Annotated in this window: 17 protein-coding genes; 12 read left to right on the forward strand and 5 right to left on the reverse strand. The window is 41.2% G+C overall.

The window, feature by feature from the left end:
• Window positions 1-76: 76 nt before the first annotated feature.
• On the reverse strand, window positions 77-481 hold the full coding sequence (locus R7M92_RS17120) for a PPC domain-containing DNA-binding protein (protein ID WP_225473143.1): 405 nt from the start codon (window positions 479-481) through the stop codon (window positions 77-79).
• 1 nt (window position 482) lies between these two features.
• A complete protein-coding gene (locus R7M92_RS17125; RefSeq protein ID WP_225473142.1) occupies window positions 483-1,058 on the reverse strand; it encodes a TetR/AcrR family transcriptional regulator in 576 nt (191 codons plus the stop codon).
• Window positions 1,059-1,342: 284 nt separating this feature from the next.
• On the opposite strand from R7M92_RS17125, the gene R7M92_RS17130 reads away from it, so the two are divergent.
• The 4 genes from R7M92_RS17130 to R7M92_RS17145 all read left to right on the forward strand — a co-directional run bounded on the left by R7M92_RS17130 (window position 1,343) and on the right by R7M92_RS17145 (window position 4,139).
• On the forward strand, window positions 1,343-1,957 hold the full coding sequence (locus tag R7M92_RS17130) for a glutathione S-transferase family protein (protein ID WP_225473141.1): 615 nt from the start codon (window positions 1,343-1,345) through the stop codon (window positions 1,955-1,957).
• Between the two features lie 220 nt (window positions 1,958-2,177).
• Entirely contained in the window at window positions 2,178-2,438 is a 261-nt protein-coding gene (locus R7M92_RS17135) for a hypothetical protein (protein ID WP_017820228.1), read from the forward strand.
• A gap of 29 nt (window positions 2,439-2,467) precedes the next feature.
• Complete coding sequence (locus tag R7M92_RS17140; RefSeq protein ID WP_225473140.1) at window positions 2,468-3,697, forward strand: PP2C family protein-serine/threonine phosphatase; 1,230 nt, start codon at window positions 2,468-2,470, stop codon at window positions 3,695-3,697.
• Window positions 3,678-4,139: an ATP-binding protein gene (locus R7M92_RS17145; protein ID WP_025998580.1), complete on the forward strand. Its 462-nt coding sequence runs from the start codon at window positions 3,678-3,680 to the stop codon at window positions 4,137-4,139. Before R7M92_RS17140 ends, R7M92_RS17145 begins: the two co-directional genes overlap by 20 nt.
• Window positions 4,140-4,209: 70 nt before the next feature.
• On the opposite strand, the gene R7M92_RS17150 is transcribed toward R7M92_RS17145, so the two are convergent.
• The 3 genes from R7M92_RS17150 to R7M92_RS17160 all read right to left on the reverse strand — a co-directional run bounded on the left by R7M92_RS17150 (window position 4,210) and on the right by R7M92_RS17160 (window position 7,368).
• On the reverse strand, window positions 4,210-4,401 hold the full coding sequence (locus R7M92_RS17150) for a hypothetical protein (protein WP_025767706.1): 192 nt from the start codon (window positions 4,399-4,401) through the stop codon (window positions 4,210-4,212).
• Between the two features lie 34 nt (window positions 4,402-4,435).
• Entirely contained in the window at window positions 4,436-4,771 is a 336-nt protein-coding gene (locus R7M92_RS17155) for an Hpt domain-containing protein (protein ID WP_031781126.1), read from the reverse strand.
• Window positions 4,772-5,217: 446 nt separating this feature from the next.
• Window positions 5,218-7,368 (reverse strand): serine/threonine-protein kinase, encoded by a 2,151-nt coding sequence (locus R7M92_RS17160; RefSeq protein ID WP_225473128.1) that lies wholly within the window; start codon window positions 7,366-7,368, stop codon window positions 5,218-5,220.
• Between the two features lie 312 nt (window positions 7,369-7,680).
• Between R7M92_RS17160 and tagH the strand changes: the two genes are divergently transcribed.
• From tagH to tssA, 8 genes are read left to right on the forward strand one after another with little or no spacing between them, the layout of a single operon-like run.
• On the forward strand, window positions 7,681-8,874 hold the full coding sequence (gene tagH, locus R7M92_RS17165) for a type VI secretion system-associated FHA domain protein TagH (RefSeq protein ID WP_238967145.1): 1,194 nt from the start codon (window positions 7,681-7,683) through the stop codon (window positions 8,872-8,874).
• Between the two features lie 11 nt (window positions 8,875-8,885).
• Window positions 8,886-9,341, forward strand: a complete 456-nt coding sequence (gene tssJ, locus R7M92_RS17170) for a type VI secretion system lipoprotein TssJ (protein WP_238967146.1) — start codon at window positions 8,886-8,888, stop codon at window positions 9,339-9,341.
• Window positions 9,342-9,362: 21 nt separating this feature from the next.
• A complete protein-coding gene (gene tssK, locus R7M92_RS17175; protein WP_080276943.1) occupies window positions 9,363-10,688 on the forward strand; it encodes a type VI secretion system baseplate subunit TssK in 1,326 nt (441 codons plus the stop codon).
• 11 nt (window positions 10,689-10,699) lie between these two features.
• The gene (tssL, locus tag R7M92_RS17180) at window positions 10,700-11,992 is read left to right on the forward strand and encodes a type VI secretion system protein TssL, long form (protein WP_053307737.1); all 1,293 of its coding nucleotides are present in this window, start codon (window positions 10,700-10,702) and stop codon (window positions 11,990-11,992) included.
• Between the two features lie 16 nt (window positions 11,993-12,008).
• The gene (gene tssM / locus R7M92_RS17185) at window positions 12,009-15,527 is read left to right on the forward strand and encodes a type VI secretion system membrane subunit TssM (RefSeq protein ID WP_258498032.1); all 3,519 of its coding nucleotides are present in this window, start codon (window positions 12,009-12,011) and stop codon (window positions 15,525-15,527) included.
• Window positions 15,509-16,204 (forward strand): type VI secretion system-associated protein TagF, encoded by a 696-nt coding sequence (gene tagF, locus R7M92_RS17190; RefSeq protein ID WP_053349939.1) that lies wholly within the window; start codon window positions 15,509-15,511, stop codon window positions 16,202-16,204. Before tssM ends, tagF begins: the two co-directional genes overlap by 19 nt.
• Before the next feature lie 9 nt (window positions 16,205-16,213).
• Window positions 16,214-17,008 carry a PP2C family protein-serine/threonine phosphatase gene (locus R7M92_RS17195; protein WP_005375947.1) on the forward strand — a complete coding sequence of 265 codons (795 nt, stop codon included), beginning with the start codon at window positions 16,214-16,216 and terminating at the stop codon, window positions 17,006-17,008.
• Window positions 17,001-18,116: a type VI secretion system protein TssA gene (tssA, locus tag R7M92_RS17200; protein WP_213867750.1), complete on the forward strand. Its 1,116-nt coding sequence runs from the start codon at window positions 17,001-17,003 to the stop codon at window positions 18,114-18,116. The genes R7M92_RS17195 and tssA overlap by 8 nt, the downstream gene beginning before the upstream one ends.
• The last annotated feature ends 1 nt before the right edge of the window (window position 18,117 follow it).

The raw sequence follows: 18,117 nt of genomic DNA on the forward strand, positions 1-18,117 counted from the left end.
TATGAGTAAATGCTTAGCGTAAGAGACAAGCGAATAAAGCTCCAGAGACTGCACAGTATGGCTCTGGAGCTTTTTACTATTTGGAAGGATTCACTTGCAGTTCGGTATAGCCAGTCGAGTCGTCCATCGCTCTAGTGAACTCAAGTTCTGAGTAAGAATGGATGATCAATTCTGCGGTAGTATCAATCACTGTGCCTTCCAGCAAATGCCCACCCCAAACTCGTCCTTCACGATCAGACACCGAGATATGAACGTGTTGATGCTCAGGCGTCAGGGTTCCCATCACAGATACGATTTCAAATGGCTCTTGTTTGGTTAACGTACTCTCTGCACCTGCCAAACGAAGGTTGAGGTGAAAGATACAGCCAACGCATGAGGCAATCGAGCCTGCTTTGATACCATGCTGCTCGACCAATTTCGCTAGGCTCAGCTTTAAGTCCATGCCTTTGGTAAGGCGTACTGCTATCACTTCAATCGACATGTTATTTCCTAATCAAAACCAGCAAGCAGGAAAGCGCCGTATCCAAGTCGGCATAACGTTTGGCTTTGCCAAGTACGCGCATGCCTTGCATGTTGTTGAGAACAAAACGAGCAAGCTCTTCTGGTTTAAGCGTTTTCGGCACTAAGGTTTCTTTTTGTGCATTGGTCAGCGCATCCGCAATGATGTCGATAAGATGGTCAAACAAAAAATGCCCTTTACGCAGTACATCATCGTCTTCACCTGCGTGCTCAATCAACGCATTTTGAATAAAACACCCACAGCTGCGTGTGCGTTGCAGCTCAGCAAAAGATTTAAGGAACGATTCTAATTCAGGTAAAGACGCGTCGTCTTTTTCCAAATCATTCAGTGAAGGTAGCGAGACCTTCTTCAAGTAAGTATCGAGCGCCTCGTAGTAGAGCTGTTGCTTGTCACCATAGGTGTTGTAAAGACTGAAGCGGTTGATGTTCAACTCGTCGGTGAGATCCGAGATGGACGTGTTCGCAAAGCCCTTGCGCCAAAACACATCCATAGCCACGAGAAGCTTTTCATCTCGGTCGAAGTTGGCTTTTCTTGCCATAAATTACCTGCCTGGGTCTGCTTATCGGGTAATTAAATTGCTTTGGAGGGATGGTACAGAGAACCTCTAGCGTTCGAACTGAACCAATATGATGAATACCCATCTATTCTTGGGTATCAGCCTCCAAATTCATGTGAACTCACAAACGGCATCAAAAATCTCGCTCAGCAAACAGACCCACAACTGTTTGAAAATTTTTGATAGTGAAGTTCTTGACTGATCGTTTATAAACTGGCTACAGTATATCCTAACCAATCGGTTAGAAAAAGATAAAAGGATGTGAAATGAAGCTCTATGAAACCGCAATGACTCCAAGTTGTAAGCGAGTTAGCATTTTTCTAAAGGAAATCGGTGGCGAGGTTGAGCGAGTTGCGCTGAACGTTCGTGAGGGCGATAACCTATCTGAACCGTTTAAATCGAAAAGCGTGAACGGCAAAGTGCCTCTGCTGGAACTGGATGATGGTAAGACGATCTGTGAAAGCGTGGCGATTTGTCGCTACCTAGATGAAGCGTTTGAAAATGATCTGGCGTTGTTTGGTGCTAACCAGCTCGAACGTGCTCAGGTGGAAATGTGGCATCGTGTGGTGGAGTTCCAAGGACTAAATGCGGCATTTCAGGCGTTTCGAAACATGACCGGAGTTTATGGAGACAGAGAACGTTGCGTTGAAGCATGGGGCGAAGAATCAAAACAACGCGTCTATGAATTTCTGCCTGTCTTAGACAAGCGGCTTGAACATAATGATTTTATCGCCGTAGACCATTTTACTATCGTCGATATAACAGGCTTTATTTTGATCAGTTTCGCAATTAAAGGCCTAGAAATTGATGTGCTATCGACGTCGCCAAACATTGCTCGATGGTATAACCAAATTTTAGCTAGACCTGCATTTCAGAGTTAATGTATTGCAGCGAGTGGATGATAGCTCGCTGCTACCACCTTACCGATTCTTAACTCAGCAGGATATTCAAATTTTTTCAGATTTTTCTTATTTTTTCTCCTATCGCCTATAATTGGAAAAACAACCTCAATTTGCTTCGTTGCGTTTTAGAGCCTTGAGCTCTTGGTCCGTAGACGCTCTCTTTCATCATGGAAAGTCTAATAATAGACAAGGAGAGGTCATGAGTATTCAAGTGAAAACTATCAATAATATTCTAATCGCCCTGTTAATGGTTTCGGTTTTTGGTCTATTCGCACTGTACCTCAATTACACACAGCAGAATGAACAGATTGAAAGGCTGCAAAGTCAGTTAATCGAAAAAGAGCATCAGATACTAATTTCTAATGAAGCGTTGTCTTACACTCGATATCAACACCAATTATTAGCCGAAGACTACAGCCGTTTTAGAAATGAGCAGTCAGTGACTAGTGTTTTGCGTTAGCCAGTAAAGCAACCGTATTAAGGAGGAAGATGAAACCCATTCTTTTGGTCGATGATAGTAAAACAGTCCTGCTTTACATCAGCAGTGCATTGGAAAAGCAGGGCTATGAAGTGGTTGCAGTTGAAGACGGAAGAGCGGCGCTTGAAGTGCTAACCCACCGCCCTGATATTCAGTTTGTGCTGAGTGATTTAATGATGCCTGGAATTAATGGTATTGAATTGTGTCGCCAATTAAAATCTAAAGTTAGCGAGCGTTACATTTTCTTTGTTCTACTGTCTTCTAGAAATGACCAAAGTTCGATCGTGAAAGGCATTGATGCTGGCGCAGATGATTTCGTAGATAAGAAGACGTCTGTAGAGGAACTTCAGGCCAGAATCCGTGCGGGGTTTCGTACTTTAGAGCTGCACAACAAACTCGTTGAGAGAAATAAAGAACTAGATGCGGCCTATCAAACAATTCACCAAGACCTGCAGTCTGCGAGTCATCTGATGGAGCAACTACTCCCTGCTGAATCAACTATCCAAAATATACAGTTTAGTTATGTCTACAAACCATGCTCCCAGATTGGTGGTGATATGTTGGGGTATTTGGAGCTCGATGAACAACATGTTGCGTTTTATGTATGTGATGTTTCTGGTCATGGTATTTCTTCAGCTTTGATGGCTTTTTCTATTCAACAGACACTATCTCAAAGTCAGGGGCCTGATTCGATCACGATGGAGTTGAGAGATGACGGCTATTACGTAAGTGAGCCAGCATCTGTGATTGAACGGCTAAATCGGCGTTATCAGCAAACTAGAAACAGTCAACTTTACTTTACTATGGCTTACGCCATTCTTAACACAAAATCAGGGCAACTTAGCTATTGCACGGCTGGCCACCCCAGGATCTTAGTTTGGCGAGCGAGTACGAAAACGATGGAGCAGATAGGTGATGATAACTTTATCGTTGGTGCAATGCAGCCGATGGAATATAGCGGTAACCAAATTAGTCTAGATGAGGGCGATGCATTGTGGCTTTATTCGGATGGTTTGATTGAAGCGAGGCAGGGTGAGGAGATGTTTTCACTACAACGATTGGCATCGAGTATAAAAGCTGTTTGCACGCTGCCAGTTGAAGATCAAGTGGGAGACGTCTTTAAAAAAGTACAATCTTGGCACAACGAAGATGAGTTTGATGATGATGCCAGCCTTTTACAGGTAAAATGGCATGGTGAGAGGCTCGATTTTAAGGAAAAGAATGTCAAAGAGCGAATTTAAACGAACTTACGGGAGCTCCCTTACTCACTCACGAAGTGCGAGCAAAGACGTTGTTCGGTTTTTGATGGGTCATCAAATCCCCTTAAATGCAATTCAATCATTGGAGCTTTGTGTCGTTGAGCTCATGAATAACGCTTATATTCATTCTTACAGTGAAATAGAAGGCCTGCCAATTGAAGTGGAGTGTAGGGTTGGGGATGACCAAGTGTCCGGTTTCGTGGAACTGAGAGTCTCTGATTGCGGAGCGCCGATCAATGAAAAGACGTTCATCCAACATAAAAATAAACAGATTGAGGCACCTAACTTAATGGATGACGATAGTTGGTCCTCCTCAGGTCGCGGACTGATGTTAGTCGCTCAATTATCTGACCTGTTTACATTGGAAAAAGGTTTCGAAAACAATACGTTTGTTGTAGTGAAAAGGAATAGGGAGAGAAACTAACAACCAAGCAAAGTCGATTTGCTTCACTTGGTCCCTAGCGTTAATCTGACGGTTGCGTTGTATATCATTGTTATTTTGTATTCGTTGTTGGTGCCGGTGATAGTAACGCCTCCAACTCTTCTGGTGTTAGAATATCACTGATGTTTAACATATTACTTTCATCATCTAGCGCCATCTTTGTACGGCTAAGTAAGTACCTTTTTTGAGTTGGTGTTAAGTCTTTGAGAGACTCAATCAACTCCCTGAAATTGCTATTATTCATTGCCATATTTCCCCCAGTTAAGCCTTGAATTTCTTTATTGCATATTCTTCAAGTAAGTGAAGATTTGTTGATTAATTGCAGCTAGCTCTTTAGTAACTATAGCTATATCTGAGCTATCTGGCGCTGTATCGTTTCTGGTTTTTTCTTCTATTCTTTGAAACGCAATGACCGCGGTGTCTTCTCCGAAACTCTCTAGAATGCCCTTTAAACTATGAGCTAATAGATAGAGTTCTGACCAACATTTGCTTGCATATAGCTCATCTATACGCTCTATATCATTCGTGTGATCTTCAAGGTATGTAGAAAAAACAGTGACGATCAGATCTACGTCGTTATCCATGTATGTATTGAGAACATCAAAATTAATCATGTATACCCCTATTAAACGTTGAGGTAGAGGAATGTTTCGGATAATGAAGGCTTAGCCGAAGGTATGAATGGCATAACCAGTATTTGAGCAGAAATAGTTTGCTTGTCGCTTGAGATAAACTTACAAAAAGAAAGTCATTGTTAAAGATATTTTGACTTATATCCAAACGGCAATGGTCGAAATGTAGGGATGAAAAAACTTCAACTCGCGTGTTTTTAACACAAGTAGCAAAGGGGATGTTTCCAAGTAAAACGCCGAGTCGGTAAGTGTCTTGCAGTCCTAGTTTAAGGCTATCGTTACATACGGACGCCAGACGTTCGCCAACTTTGACTATTCCTTCAGTCAAGGCTAACTCTCCTCATTAAGTACAAGTATAAATTAGCAATCTAGTTGCATATTGGCAAGTGATCTGCGGCAAAAAAGGGACTCGCGTCCCTTTTGTATTACTAGCTTTGCTTAGAGTCCTGTTCTATTTGCTTCATAAGCTCGTTGGCTTTCTTCATAGCGCGTCTTGCGCTTGAAGTCCTTCGCTTATTAAGTAATATATCGGAGAAGCGTAAGTATTTATCAGCAGTTTTGAATCTTAAATCGTTAACATCCTGAAAACCAATAGGAAAGTTTTTCGAGAACAGATCCACATCCTTCACCAAGTTATCGAGATGAGTTGTCGTCCTTGCCTTTTCTAGGCGAGAATAAAAGTTTTCAAACTCTTCTTGGAACAGGATTCTAGCGGCATCTTCTGGAAACGGTAGAGGGCTGTTGGAATCTAGCGCTGTCTCATATAATTTCATTTCCAGCACTGCATCTTTCATCGCATTACTTATCTGTAAGTTCTCTTGATGCTCTTCTACGTTTGAAAAGAAGGTGTTCCCAACCTTAATAAGAGCAACAAGTGCAGCTGCGTCTTTCTTTTGGAGTGCTTCAGTGAGGTGCTGACCGAAAACATCGCTAGATAACGAACTTGGCGTGAAAGGATAACCTTGATGAATCTGATTTAACTCATCCTTGAGCTCATAGATGGATTTACTGCCGTCTTCTTTACTGTACCGAGACTTTTCAAGTTGACTATTGATTTGCCTTGCTATCGAAAGTAACGTGGAGTGCTTGCTTGACTGAATATCTAAGGCAAGAACTTCTATTTTATGTGAGTCAGGGTAGTAGGTTTTTGCTTTATCAAGTATGGACTCAATTTCATCATAATTCGGGTAGTTGTTGGCATCAGAATTCAAAACCTGATCAATTTCAGATTCAAACTCGCTGAGAATATAGGTCTTGTGTAAGCGTAATAAGCCAGCCTTAACGACTGGATGTAAGCTTTTTTCACTATTAATCAGTGCTAAACTTTTTTCTGCTGGCGTATCAAGCTGCCACTCTTGTCCGGCAATTTGATCATTTTGCTTGCTAATAACGGTTTCCAAAGTGGCGATGGTTTCTTGTTGCTGCTGATAACCAAATACAATGCCGCTAACTAATAATATACTCGCTGCCGCGCCGCTAGCGATAGGCCAATAGCGCATATTCAATTTGCGTTTCAACTGCTCAGGGGTCAGCTCGTTCGGAATGATGCCAGTTGAAAATACGCTTGAAAATATTGGCCACTTAGATGCGGGCATGTTAGTTGGTTTAGAGACCTTGATCTTCTGTTTGAGAGCTTCATTAACTGGAGTTCTTGCGTAAGGGTGTTTGCAACTCAATAACTCGTAAGCAATACAAAATAGAGCAAACATATCGTCGCTTAAGTTCGGTTCCTTACCGGATAACAGGTTGAGTGATGCATAGTTGGGAGTATAACCAAGCGTTTCAACATTTTCGGATTTACGTTTAGCCGCATATTGATCCTGCTTTAATTGATGAGTTTTAGATACACCAAAATCAAGCAACTTAACGTTACCCTCAGACGTTAAAATCACATTAGCGGGCTTTAGGTCGGCGTGCACTACACCAAGAGAGTGAGCATATGAGAGCGCATCGAGTACCTGATTTAGGATTGATAAAGTTGCATTAAACTTCAGCCCATGCGGCCTAGAACGCTGTATTAAACTCTCTAATGTTTCTCCGTTAATATACTCCATAACTAAAAAGTATATTTCGCCATCAACACCAAAATCAAAAACCCTAATGATATTAGGGTGGCTTAACCTTTGAGTTTGTTGAGCTTCACGTATTAACATGCGTGCAGTCTCTGGTTGAGAAGCAAACTCTTTCTGTAATATTTTTAACGCAACGTAGGGTGTTTCTGAACCTGAAGATTCAAGAATCTTATCTTTAGCTAAGTAAACATCGCAAAGCCCACCATGCCCAATAACCGACTCAATTTCATACCGATTTTTAACGGTCGTTCCTATTAAGCTTTCGTTAATAACATCTTTGTTATTATTTAATGAGTCATCTTTATTGTTTTTTTTCTTATTAACTAACGGAGTGTTTTCTTTTTGAGACAGTTTTGTATTTGTTTCATTTTTATTTTTAACGGAGGTTTCATTATTAGTGAGTTTGGTTGATTTAATTGCATTGTCTCGTTTTTGAGTCTTTACAATTTTAGTTTTATCTCCGCTCTCTTCGTTATTTATAGAATTGTTTTTATTACTGTCTTCCATCACAAGAACTCCGTATAAATGATGGGGGAATATATACCTTTCTGCTCAATGAAAAGTCATTATGTTAGAATTTCTCGGCCAAACTAACATTCGTTTTTTTATTGATGAAAGTCTAAGTGTCAAAAATTTGAACTTGGTTGGATAATTAAAATTGTTGAACAATACGTGATTGCTTTGATAAAAAAATGATTCATTATTCCGTGCATGATTTTCAATGGCAGTATTAAGGTTTTTATTAATCTTACTGTTAATAAGAAAGCAGTTAATAATAAAATTAAAAATAATATCTAGCAGGTCTTTGGCGAGGTTTACATGAAGTTGGTTTTAACCATAACAAGTTTTCACAAATTTACTCCAGAGATTGAGAGTGAGTTCGTGTTTGAATCAAGTGATGAACATGCCAAGGTTACATTTGGTCGGTCTGAACAATGTGATTGGACACTACCAGATCCTGAAAGAGTGGTATCCGGAACCCACGGAGAACTGATTAAGTTTGGTGACAAATACTTGATAAAAGACCTCTCAACTAATGGTACTTTTGTAAATAATGCTGTAACTCCTGTGGGTCAAGGAAATGAAATAGCACTAAGCGATGACGATATGGTTAGCTTAGGGGATTATCAAATTTCAGTTTCTATTCAAACAGATACAGATGTATTCAGTCTTGAGACAAGTAAAAGTCTTTCTAGCGCCCCCCCTGAAGTAGTCTCAAGTCCATCGGAAGAGGAATTTGTTGACCTAGGCCTTAGTGCTAGTGAACTCTTAAACGAAAGTGTTCCTTCTGACTTTCAGCTAGATATTGGTTTAGTCGATGATTTTATTGATATCCCAAAGCCCGAAAAACAGAGCACCGTATCTGAAACTTTACCGAAAGTTAACCGACAATCAGAACAACTATCGACTCCCAACTTTGATACCAATGGGGGTGAACTTGCGGCTTTTGTTAGAGGGGTGGGTATAGATCCAATGATGATTCCCAGCGATAACCGAGAAGAATGGTTCGAACAACTGGGGGAGTCATTTTCTTTGATGCTAGTTGGTTTAATGGAAACACTGCATAACAGAGCAGTGTTTAAACAAACAAATCGACTTAGTCATACCGCATTTCGTAAGTCAGAAAATAACCCTTTAAAGTTTTCTGCAAACTTAGAAGATGCGATTCATAACTTATATAACCGTCAAACCGCTAGCTTCTTAAAGCCAAATGCAGCCATTAAAGAAGCATTTAATGACATCGAAAGTCATGAGCAAGCCTTAATGAAAGGTGTTGAAGGTACGGTTTCGAGTGTTATGTCACTTGTTGAACCTACTTCTATATACTCAGATGCTTTAGCGAAAGACACGGTTATTAATAAGGTTATTCCAGCTAGAAAATATGCTCAAAGTTGGAAGAGGTTTGAGGATATTCATGAAAAGTTATCCGATGATATTATCAATAAAGAGTCTCCGTTCTATTTAGAAGACTTCGCTAAGCACTATGAATTAGCATTAAAAAACAAAGGCTAGGAATTAGGGTGATGAAAAAGTTTTACCAATATATTTTGTTATTAATTTCAATGGTTTTATTTGGGTGCTCAGCAGCGAACCTAGTTGTTGATCCATACTCAGATTTAGAAATAGCAGCAAGTCATAACATTAATCCTGATTCAAACGGCAGGCCTTCTCCTGTAGTGGTGTATGTATTTGAATTAACGTCAAATACCATTTTCGAAAGCCAGGACTTTTTTTCTATTTATGAAGAAAGTGAAAAAGTCTTAGGACCTGATTTAGTGAATAAATATGAAGTTTCATTAACTCCAGGTCAGAAAGAAACATATCAAGCAAGTATGTCTCCAAAGACAGAATATTTAGGCATTGTCGTCGCGTTTCGAGATATTGAAAACTCAAATTGGCGACAAGTCATTAAAGTGGATAAGACCGGTTACAACACATATCAAGTATTGTTAGAAGATCTGTCTTTGGTCGTTAAATAACGTTTAGTTGGCTAATTATAAATGACGCAATACTCCAAGACGGCTTGGTGCGAAGGAATGTTTTTACGTCCCCAGCACTTCCAACAACAAGAACGCGCAACCTCTCAAGAATTCAAGGGCTTACATCAGTTAGGTGGGGCTTACAATTGGGGAGTTTGGAAATGTCGAGTAAAAAAACACGCGCTAAAAGATGGTCTTATTGAACTTGAGCATCTTGAAGCTGTTTTGCCAGATATGACGTTGGTTAATACGTTAATATCCAACGATTCAGTTTCGCCTCTACTTATTGATAAAAACACTGAAAATACGTTAGTAAAAATAACTCTCCCTCTTTCAAGTGTTACAGGTAAAAACGTTTCGGATGTAAGCGAATCGATCGTCTCTCGTTATGTACTTCAAGATATCGACGTGATAGATAACCTTACAGGACAAGATGAGGAAACCATCCAAGTTGCAGCCCTTAACCTAGAGTTGAAAGCGAGTAATGACAAATTAGCGGGTTATGTGGAGTTACCTATCTTAAGGATCAAAGAGGTAACTCCTGAAGGGGAAGTTATACTAGACGATGAGTACGTTCCTCCGCTTATCAATCTCCTTAGCGACAAAGTTATGTCAGCCTATCTACGTAACGTTATCGCGATGACAAAGATGCGTGCTGACGTTATTGCGCAGCGCTTGATTAAGGGTAAATCTGCATCGGCATCTGCTGTTGATTTCATTATGCTCCAAATGCTGAACCGATATGAGGCTAAGTTAAAGCATTTCAGTGAGTTAGATAGGTTACATCCACTGGAATTAGCGACGACACTTAAAGGTTACATTGGTGAGTTAGCCACTTTTTCTAATAAAACTAAAAGAGTCCCAAGTTTGCTTGCGTATGATCACTTAGATGTATCAAGTGTCTATAGCGAGTTGAATCAGATACTCAGTCAGTACCTCAGTGTTGTTCTTGACCAAACTGCGACCAAACTTCCGTTGGAGCCTCGCCAGTACGGTATTCAAGTGACGCCACTTCCAGATAAACGCTTGCTTGAGTCATGCCAATTTGTGCTAGCAATTAAAGCAGATACCACAACAGATGAAATAAGACGCCTGGTCCCAGCGCAACTCAAGTTTGGCCCCGCAGAACAGATTCGCGATCTAATTAATAATCAGATCAACGGTATAAACGTAGTGCCGTTGAGTGTCGTCCCGAGACAGATTCCTTACCAAACGGGCTATGTCTATTTCGAAGTTGTCAAGAAAGGGCCATTTTGGATGAGGCTAAAAGATAGTGGCGGTATTGCGCTTCACCTATCAGGGCATTTTCCGAATGCTGAACTTGAGCTTTGGAGTATTAATCAATAGGCGCGCTCAGTATGGAACAAACGATCGTAAAACCAACACCGGGTGGAAGAGCACCCGCATCGAAACCACAATCAGAAAAGTCACTGGATAATACCGTAGTTATCTCAAAAAGCCCTGAATTGGTGAACAATGATTCAGTGGTCGCTTATGGGAATAACTCTCTACTAGCAGAGGCGAATGGCCTGTTATCTATTATCGGTCAAATTCGGTCGACAGCGACTCATTCCGATCCGTTGTTTCTAAAAGAGACATTGGCACAAAAGCTTAGAGATTATGAGAACCGATTACGTCAGCATGACGTTGATTTGGATACCATTGATACAGCTCGTTATTGTTTATGCTGTTCACTAGATGAAGTTGTCCTTAACACCAATTGGGGGGGGCATTCATTCTGGAGTCACGATTCATTACTCAGCTCCTTCTATGCTAGCAGTCAAGGTGGGGAAGCGTTCTTTAAGCATCTTGATAAGTGCATGGCGAAACCAGATGCGAACTTAGATTTGCTTGAACTAATGTATGTGTGCTTATCTCTCGGGTTTCTGGGTCAATACCGTTTAGAAAAAAATGGACTGGAATCGCACCGGAAATTGAGAAGACAGGTTATTGCTACTCTTAAGTCTTATGGGAGAGGAGTCCCTCAGGAGCTAAGTAATAGTATCGACCAACACATTTTGAATGGCTCAAAGGCTTCTGATAGAGCCCCTCTTTGGGTTGTATGTTCTGTAACGGCGGCATTATTGGTCTGCATATATATGTATTTTAGCTATGAGCTAAATAAGGCATCCAATCGCACCTTTTCTCAATTAGTCAATTTGATTCAACCGCAACAACTTAACCAAGATGCAACGTCAGAATCAAAATCAGCGCCAATTGCAGAAAAGATTTCAATGTATCTAGCAACTGAGATCGGTAAGGGGCTAATCAATGTTGAGCCGCTGCAAGACAGGGTAAGAATTTCGTTAAAGTCTCAAGATCTATTTGAATCAGGTAGTGCTGATGTTGTCGCTTACATCCAACCCGTTATTTCTAAGCTTGCGAGAACATTGGAGTCGACCCAAGGCAAGATCATTGTTACTGGTCACACCGACGATAGGCCTATTTTCACGAGTAAATATCCCTCGAACTGGCACCTATCATTAGCTCGAGCCACTGCTATGTCTGAACAACTGATCTCGAATAGTGCATTAGAAGGGCGAGTGATACCCGAGGGATTGGGGGATGCAAGACCATTAGTTGAAAACAGTAGTGATGAAAACCGAGCTATTAACCGCCGGATTGAAATCGACCTTCTTGTCGCGAATTAATAATAGGTAGATAGAGATGCGTATTAAAGAAATTGGCAGAATATTTACTCAAAGATGGTTTCTCGGTCTTATCGGTGTCGCTGCTTGTTCTATTTTCATTTGGGTTGTTGGTCCACTTATTACGATAGCGGGGTATGAGCCCCTAAAGAGTGACTTTCAACGGCTAGTCACTATTCTTGTGTTAGTGTTGCTTTGGGCGATATTTAACGTTACCAAGCAGCATAAGCAGAAGGTGAAAGAAGACGAAAGTATTCAAACGTTGCTTGAGGTTGATAGCCAATCAGATAAAGAAGCGGCAAGTGAAATTGACTTAATGCGCGAGCGTATTGAGCAAGCTGTCAAAGTAGTGACGAAAACACACAAAGGCAAGAGAAGTTTGTATGACTTACCGTGGTATGTATTGATTGGCCCTCCTGGAACGGGGAAAACAACCGTATTAAAGCAGTCGGGGTTAGAGTTTCCATTAGGAGACAGCCTTGGCTCTGACTCTATTGCCGGTGTAGGTGGCACTCGCCACTGTGATTGGTGGTTTGCAAATAAAGCAGTTCTTATAGATACGGCTGGCCGGTATACGACACAAGACAGTCAAGAAAAGGTCGACTCTAAAGCGTGGCATGGTTTCTTAGGATTGTTGAAAAAGTATAGAACGCAAAGACCAATTAATGGTGCGATTGTTACGATAAGCTTAGCCAGCGTGATGTCTCAGACTCGAACCGAGCGAAGTCTTCATGCTCGAGCAATTAAGTCGAGACTTCAAGAACTGAAAAACCAGTTAGGCATGCAGTTTCCGATTTACGTATTGCTCACCAAAATGGATTTAGTTGCCGGTTTCAATGAGTTCTTTGCCGATTTAAGTAAGGAAGAGCGAGAGGAATTATTTGGTTTCATGTTCCCTCGTGAAGTGGATGATGAAAGAGGCGTTATTTCTCTATTCAACAAAGAATTTCATGGCATGTTGGAGCGCCTTGATGCCCGTATGCTTAGAATACTTGAAACAGAGGACGATTTAGATAAACGCGCGCTTATCTTTGAATTTCCAAAGCAATTAAGAGTGCTACAAGCTAATCTTGACGAGTTTTTAGCTGAAATTTTTGCACAAAACAGTTTTGAAGAGCCTGCCTTGATTCGTGGTGTGTTTATGTTGAGTTCGGTTCAAGAAGGCTTACCAGTCGATAAGCTGATGAATGAATCAACCAATGGACTTGGGTTAAATCGTTTAGCTCTAGCAAAGAGTCAGACTGGTTCTCATAGTTATTTCGTAAAGAATCTTTTTGACAAGGTTATTTTCAAAGAGCAACTGTTAGGAACAGTTAATCGTCACTATCAAAAGCAGTCAGGTTGGATGCGTCGAGGTGTTTATATTGGATGTACAACGCTACTGCTAGGAGCTTCTGCGCTTTGGTTTATGAGTTATAAGTGGAACTCACAGTTAATTGTCGATACCAATGAACAAGCTAGCCATATTGATGCACTGATTGGCGCTCAAAGTTTAGATTTTGAAGCGGATATTGTTTCAGCTGTAGAAACATTAGATAGGTTGATGACGCTTCCTCTCGGAAAGCAAAGCAACTACGGTGATGCCGACTCTGTAAAGAGGTTTGGTCTCTATCAAGGAGACAAAGTATCTCAGGCGGCAAACAATGCATATTCTGATGCTTTGACCCAATTTTTCGCCCCTTTGCTTCTTGATAGCCTGGTGTCAGAAATGGAGAGCAATCAACAGCATCGTGAGTATTTGTACGAAACGTTAAAAACGTATTTGATGTTATTCAATCCAGACAAATATCAACAAGATGAAGTGTTGGCTTGGTTTAACTTTTATTTCGAACGTCAATATCCGGGTGAGCTAAACGCAGACTTAAGAAGACGCTTGCTACAGCACACTCAATATTTATTAGGCAACGATGGACAAGGCTTTACTTACAACACTGCTGCTGTGACGAGTGCTCGAGAAGTGTTGACTCAAATGTCTCTACCTGAACGTGCTTATCAGCGAATGAAAATACAATTTTCTAAGAGTCATGTACCTTCATTTCGCTTGACTGATGTATTGGGACCTAAAGGGCTTGAGCAGTTCGAGCGAGCTAGTGGAAAACCGCTATCACAAGGCATTTCGGGTTTCTACACGTACAATGGTTTTCATAGCATTTTTCAGATTCAGATCAACCGTATAGTAAAAAGCCTAATGGAAGAGAACTGGGTTTATGGTGACGATCTTAAGGCCCATGAAATTGATCAAGATAGTGCCATCCAAGGCGTTCAGTCTCGATACTATCAAGATTATGTTAATGAATGGAAAACGTTGATCGAAGATATTCAATTGAAGCAGGCTCCGAGCCTAGAACTTGCGACAGAGCAAGCGAGGGTTTTATCTGGAGTTGAAAGACCAATCGAATCTTTGTTGAGAGCAATCCAAAAAGAGGTTGCTCTATCAAAAGTATCATTGTCAGAAAATCAAAAAGCCGCTTCTGAAGTTGTTGGTAAAGTTGCCAAAGTTAAGTTTTCAAATACGGCAGATAGACTAGACATGTATTTACCTGAAGAAAACGGTTTCAATGTTGCTCTGCCAGGTAAAGAAGTCGAATCGCATTTTTCAGAGATCTTACGCCTTGGTGAGCAAGACTTTGATGATATTCAACAAGCAATGGTTAACTTGCGTTCGTATTTAAGTGACTTATCAAGCTCTGGTAACAATCAGAAAATTGCCTACAAAAGTATTTTAGATGGAACCGTTACACAAGATGTCGCAGCTTCCTTTGCTCGTGCTAAAGAACTTTTGCCGAGACCATTTAATCAATGGCTAGGTGAGCTTTCTCAAGAGTCGGTTAAGTTTGCGGAGAGCGGTTCGAAGGATCATCTAAATCAACTTTGGGTAACACAGGTGGTCCGCCCTTATCAGCGGACTATTGCTGGCAGATATCCATTCGAGCCCAACGCGAGCAGAGAAGTTAGATTGAAAGACTTTAAGCGATTCTTTGGTTATGGAGGTACGCTTGACGCATTCTTCCAAGAATACCTCGAACCGTTTGTGGATACTTCGAAAAGTCGTTGGCGATTAGAAAAGGAAATTGGAGTTCGTCCAGAAACACTAATGGTCTTTCAAAGAGCGCAACGTATCAGGCAGTCTTTCTTTGAATCTGATAATTCCTTACGCGTAGAGTTTGGGATGAAGCCTGTTTATCTAGACCAGCACATTACTCGATTTGTCTTAGAGTTGGGTGGACAAGATTTGGTTTATAAGCATGGACCAGCAAGAGCTAAATCGTTGAGTTGGCCTGCCGGTCAAGATCAGACTCGAATTGTGTTCACACCACCTGAATCTAAACGCGAAATTGCGCATACCTATGAAGGTGAGTGGGGCATATTCAAGCTTTTGGATCAATCACTTAAAGCAAGGCCAGAATCGCGTAAAGACAATATAGTTATGATTGATTTAAAGGGAAATAAGGTGCAACTAGAGCTTATTCCTTCTAGTGCCATTAATCCGTTTTGGTCAAATGAAATGGAGAGGTTCAGATGTCCACGAACCTTATAACATCAGGCTGGGGTTATATCGGTAAAATGCCTGCAAAAGGGGACTTTGTGAAAGATGGTTTATCACAAAATTTCTCGGAGCGTTGGCATGATTGGCAACAGGCGGTTATTGCAGTCAGCAGGGAACAACTGGGTGAAAGCTGGAATGAGCACTTTTTAACGGCTCCTGTGTGGCACTTTGCTTTGGATATTAGCTATTTAGAAGACTCAACCTACATTGGTAGCATGATTCCTAGTGTTGATGCATGCGGTAGATACTTTTTCTTTACTATAGCTCGTGCCGTAAAAGGTGAAGCTGCGCAATATTGGGGTGACAGAGCTTGGACCGAGGACAGTGCAGCTCTTGCTCTTTCAGTACTTGAGGACGACTTTGTCTTTGATGTTTGGCATAAGAGTACTCAAGAAAAAAATGACCTCGTTGCGAATGTAACAAGTGAAGTGAGGCCTCTGGAGTTTCTTTATCAAAGCCAAATATCTACAGTTTTTCATGATCACGGCAATACTGATCAAAACACGCTTTTGAATTACTTCATTAAAGAAAAATTGAGTAAACCATGTTTTTGGTGGACTGAAGGTTCAACGAAGGTTGAACCATGCATGTTCATTACGAGTGGATTTCCTTCAATTGGTCAGTTTTCAGCCATGCTTGATGGCGGCTGGAAAAAGTGGAATTGGTAGGATAGAAGAATGAATTGGAACTATTTTACCTTTGCTAAATCGCACGCAGGAAAAGTACGCCCTTATAACGAGGATGCTCTGTTGGATATGACAGAACAGCATATTTGGGTGGTTGCCGATGGAATGGGTGGACACAGTGCTGGCGATATAGCAAGCCAGATGCTAGTGGATAGAGTCGCGCGCCACATGCAGGATGTCTCCAATACTAATATCGATGATATCCGAAGAGTGGTTCAAGAAGCGAACTTAGAAATTTACCAATACGCACAAAATCACTTAGACGGTAAAACGATGGGAACAACACTTGTTTTGTTGTTTATTCAGGATGGGTATTACCACTGTCTTTGGGTGGGTGATAGCCGAATTTACCAGCTTAGAAGTGGTAATTTTGTCCAAAAAACACGTGATCATAGTCAAGTCATGGACTTAGTGGATCAGGGCTTATTGGCATTTGAAGATGCCGAATCGCACCCTCTTGCAAATGTTATTACCAGAGCTGTTGGGGTCGACGAAAGTGTCACTATTGATCAAGTTTCAGGGCAGTTGGCTGACGGCGATCAGTTTCTACTCTGTAGCGATGGACTCTCTAAGGAACTTACGAGTGATGAAATTCATCGGACATTGTATGCAGACTCAGTCAACCAAGCTGGATTAGCGCTCATGCATTCGGCTTTGGTTCGGGGCGCAAGTGATAACGTAACTTGTGCTTTGATCAAAGTTCGCCAAGCGCAAACGGAGTGCGAAACAGTAACTAGAGAAGACGCGACGATACCTGTCTTTCTAAGAGGGAGAGCTTATGAGTAATGAAATGTTTGATTGGTATGAACAAGCGTTGGCTCCTATATCTCAAGAAAATCCTACAGGTATTGATCCTAGAGAGGATGTATCACCACAGTCTGCTTACTATCGGTTGAAAGATCAGCGTATGGCCGCCCGCAATGCTGAACGTAATGCTCTTATAGAAGAAGAAAGTATCTATACCCACAGTAATTTATGGCGAGTATTTATTGAAGATGTCCCAGAAATACTCACGAATCAGTCTAAAGATTTGGAATTTGTTGCCTGGCTTATAGAAGCCCTAACTCGATTGTATGGTTTTCGTGGTATGGGCGTTGGCTACAAACTCGCAACCAGTTTAATTGAGAACTTTTGGGATGATCTGTACCCAATGCCTGATGAAGATGGTATTGAGACAAGAATATCGGCGATTATTGGCCTCAATGGTATCGATAGTGAAGGAACACTTATTTTTCCAATTGCTTGTATACCATTGACTGACTTAGGCGTGGAGCAAGCTTATGCCTATTGGGAATATCAGCAAGCTATAGAGCTTGAACGCTTAGACGAAGATAAGCGCCGAAATCGAGTCGAGCTTGGGGCTGTTGAGCTATCTGAAATTATAACTACGGTTAAGTCGACTTCTGATACGTTTTATCGAGAATTAATCACGGATTTGGAGTTCGCTACGGAATCATTTAATGAATTCAGTCAGCGATTAGATGAAGCGGTCGGTGATGTGACTCCTAGCTCTTATATATCAAAAAGACTTGAATCAATACACTCGGCATTAAAGCACCTTCTTGGAGATCGTTTTAATCAACCACAAGCAGTGATTGAAGAGCTAGAGGATCTTGATGAATCTTCTTCTGAACAACCGTTAAGTGCACAAAGTTGTGATGCATTATTAGCGACAAACATGAAATCACGAGAGCAGGCAATTAGACAATTGCAGCAAGTAGCTGATTTCTTCCGAGAGAGTGAACCTCACTCACCAGTTTCTTACTCCATCGAACAGATCATTCGTTGGTGTGGGATGCCTCTGCCGGAGTTACTGGCGGAACTTATCTCCGACGGGGATGCAAAGAAAAGCTACTTCCGTTTGGTTGGCATAGCAGAACAAAATGAAAATTAAT

Origin of the sequence: Vibrio sp. Vb2880 (assembly GCF_033337975.1) — a bacterium.
In the GTDB taxonomy this organism is placed as follows: domain Bacteria; phylum Pseudomonadota; class Gammaproteobacteria; order Enterobacterales; family Vibrionaceae; genus Vibrio; species Vibrio alginolyticus.

Bases quoted from the DNA above. Each gene is read 5' to 3' on its own strand.
- R7M92_RS17130 (WP_225473141.1), top strand. From the start codon at position 1,343: ATGAAGCTCTATGAAACCGCAATGACTCCAAGTTGTAAGCGAGTTAGC.
- R7M92_RS17125 (WP_225473142.1), bottom strand. From the start codon at position 1,058: ATGGCAAGAAAAGCCAACTTCGACCGAGATGAAAAGCTTCTCGTGGCT.
- R7M92_RS17195 (WP_005375947.1), top strand. From the start codon at position 16,214: ATGAATTGGAACTATTTTACCTTTGCTAAATCGCACGCAGGAAAAGTA.
- tssM (WP_258498032.1), top strand. From the start codon at position 12,009: ATGCGTATTAAAGAAATTGGCAGAATATTTACTCAAAGATGGTTTCTC.
- tssJ (WP_238967146.1), top strand. From the start codon at position 8,886: ATGAAAAAGTTTTACCAATATATTTTGTTATTAATTTCAATGGTTTTA.
- R7M92_RS17150 (WP_025767706.1), bottom strand. From the start codon at position 4,401: ATGAATAATAGCAATTTCAGGGAGTTGATTGAGTCTCTCAAAGACTTA.
- R7M92_RS17155 (WP_031781126.1), bottom strand. From the start codon at position 4,771: ATGATTAATTTTGATGTTCTCAATACATACATGGATAACGACGTAGAT.
- R7M92_RS17135 (WP_017820228.1), top strand. From the start codon at position 2,178: ATGAGTATTCAAGTGAAAACTATCAATAATATTCTAATCGCCCTGTTA.
- R7M92_RS17120 (WP_225473143.1), bottom strand. From the start codon at position 481: ATGTCGATTGAAGTGATAGCAGTACGCCTTACCAAAGGCATGGACTTA.
- tssK (WP_080276943.1), top strand. From the start codon at position 9,363: ATGACGCAATACTCCAAGACGGCTTGGTGCGAAGGAATGTTTTTACGT.
- R7M92_RS17140 (WP_225473140.1), top strand. From the start codon at position 2,468: ATGAAACCCATTCTTTTGGTCGATGATAGTAAAACAGTCCTGCTTTAC.
- tssA (WP_213867750.1), top strand. From the start codon at position 17,001: ATGAGTAATGAAATGTTTGATTGGTATGAACAAGCGTTGGCTCCTATA.
- tagH (WP_238967145.1), top strand. From the start codon at position 7,681: ATGAAGTTGGTTTTAACCATAACAAGTTTTCACAAATTTACTCCAGAG.
- tagF (WP_053349939.1), top strand. From the start codon at position 15,509: ATGTCCACGAACCTTATAACATCAGGCTGGGGTTATATCGGTAAAATG.
- tssL (WP_053307737.1), top strand. From the start codon at position 10,700: ATGGAACAAACGATCGTAAAACCAACACCGGGTGGAAGAGCACCCGCA.
- R7M92_RS17145 (WP_025998580.1), top strand. From the start codon at position 3,678: ATGTCAAAGAGCGAATTTAAACGAACTTACGGGAGCTCCCTTACTCAC.
- R7M92_RS17160 (WP_225473128.1), bottom strand. From the start codon at position 7,368: ATGGAAGACAGTAATAAAAACAATTCTATAAATAACGAAGAGAGCGGA.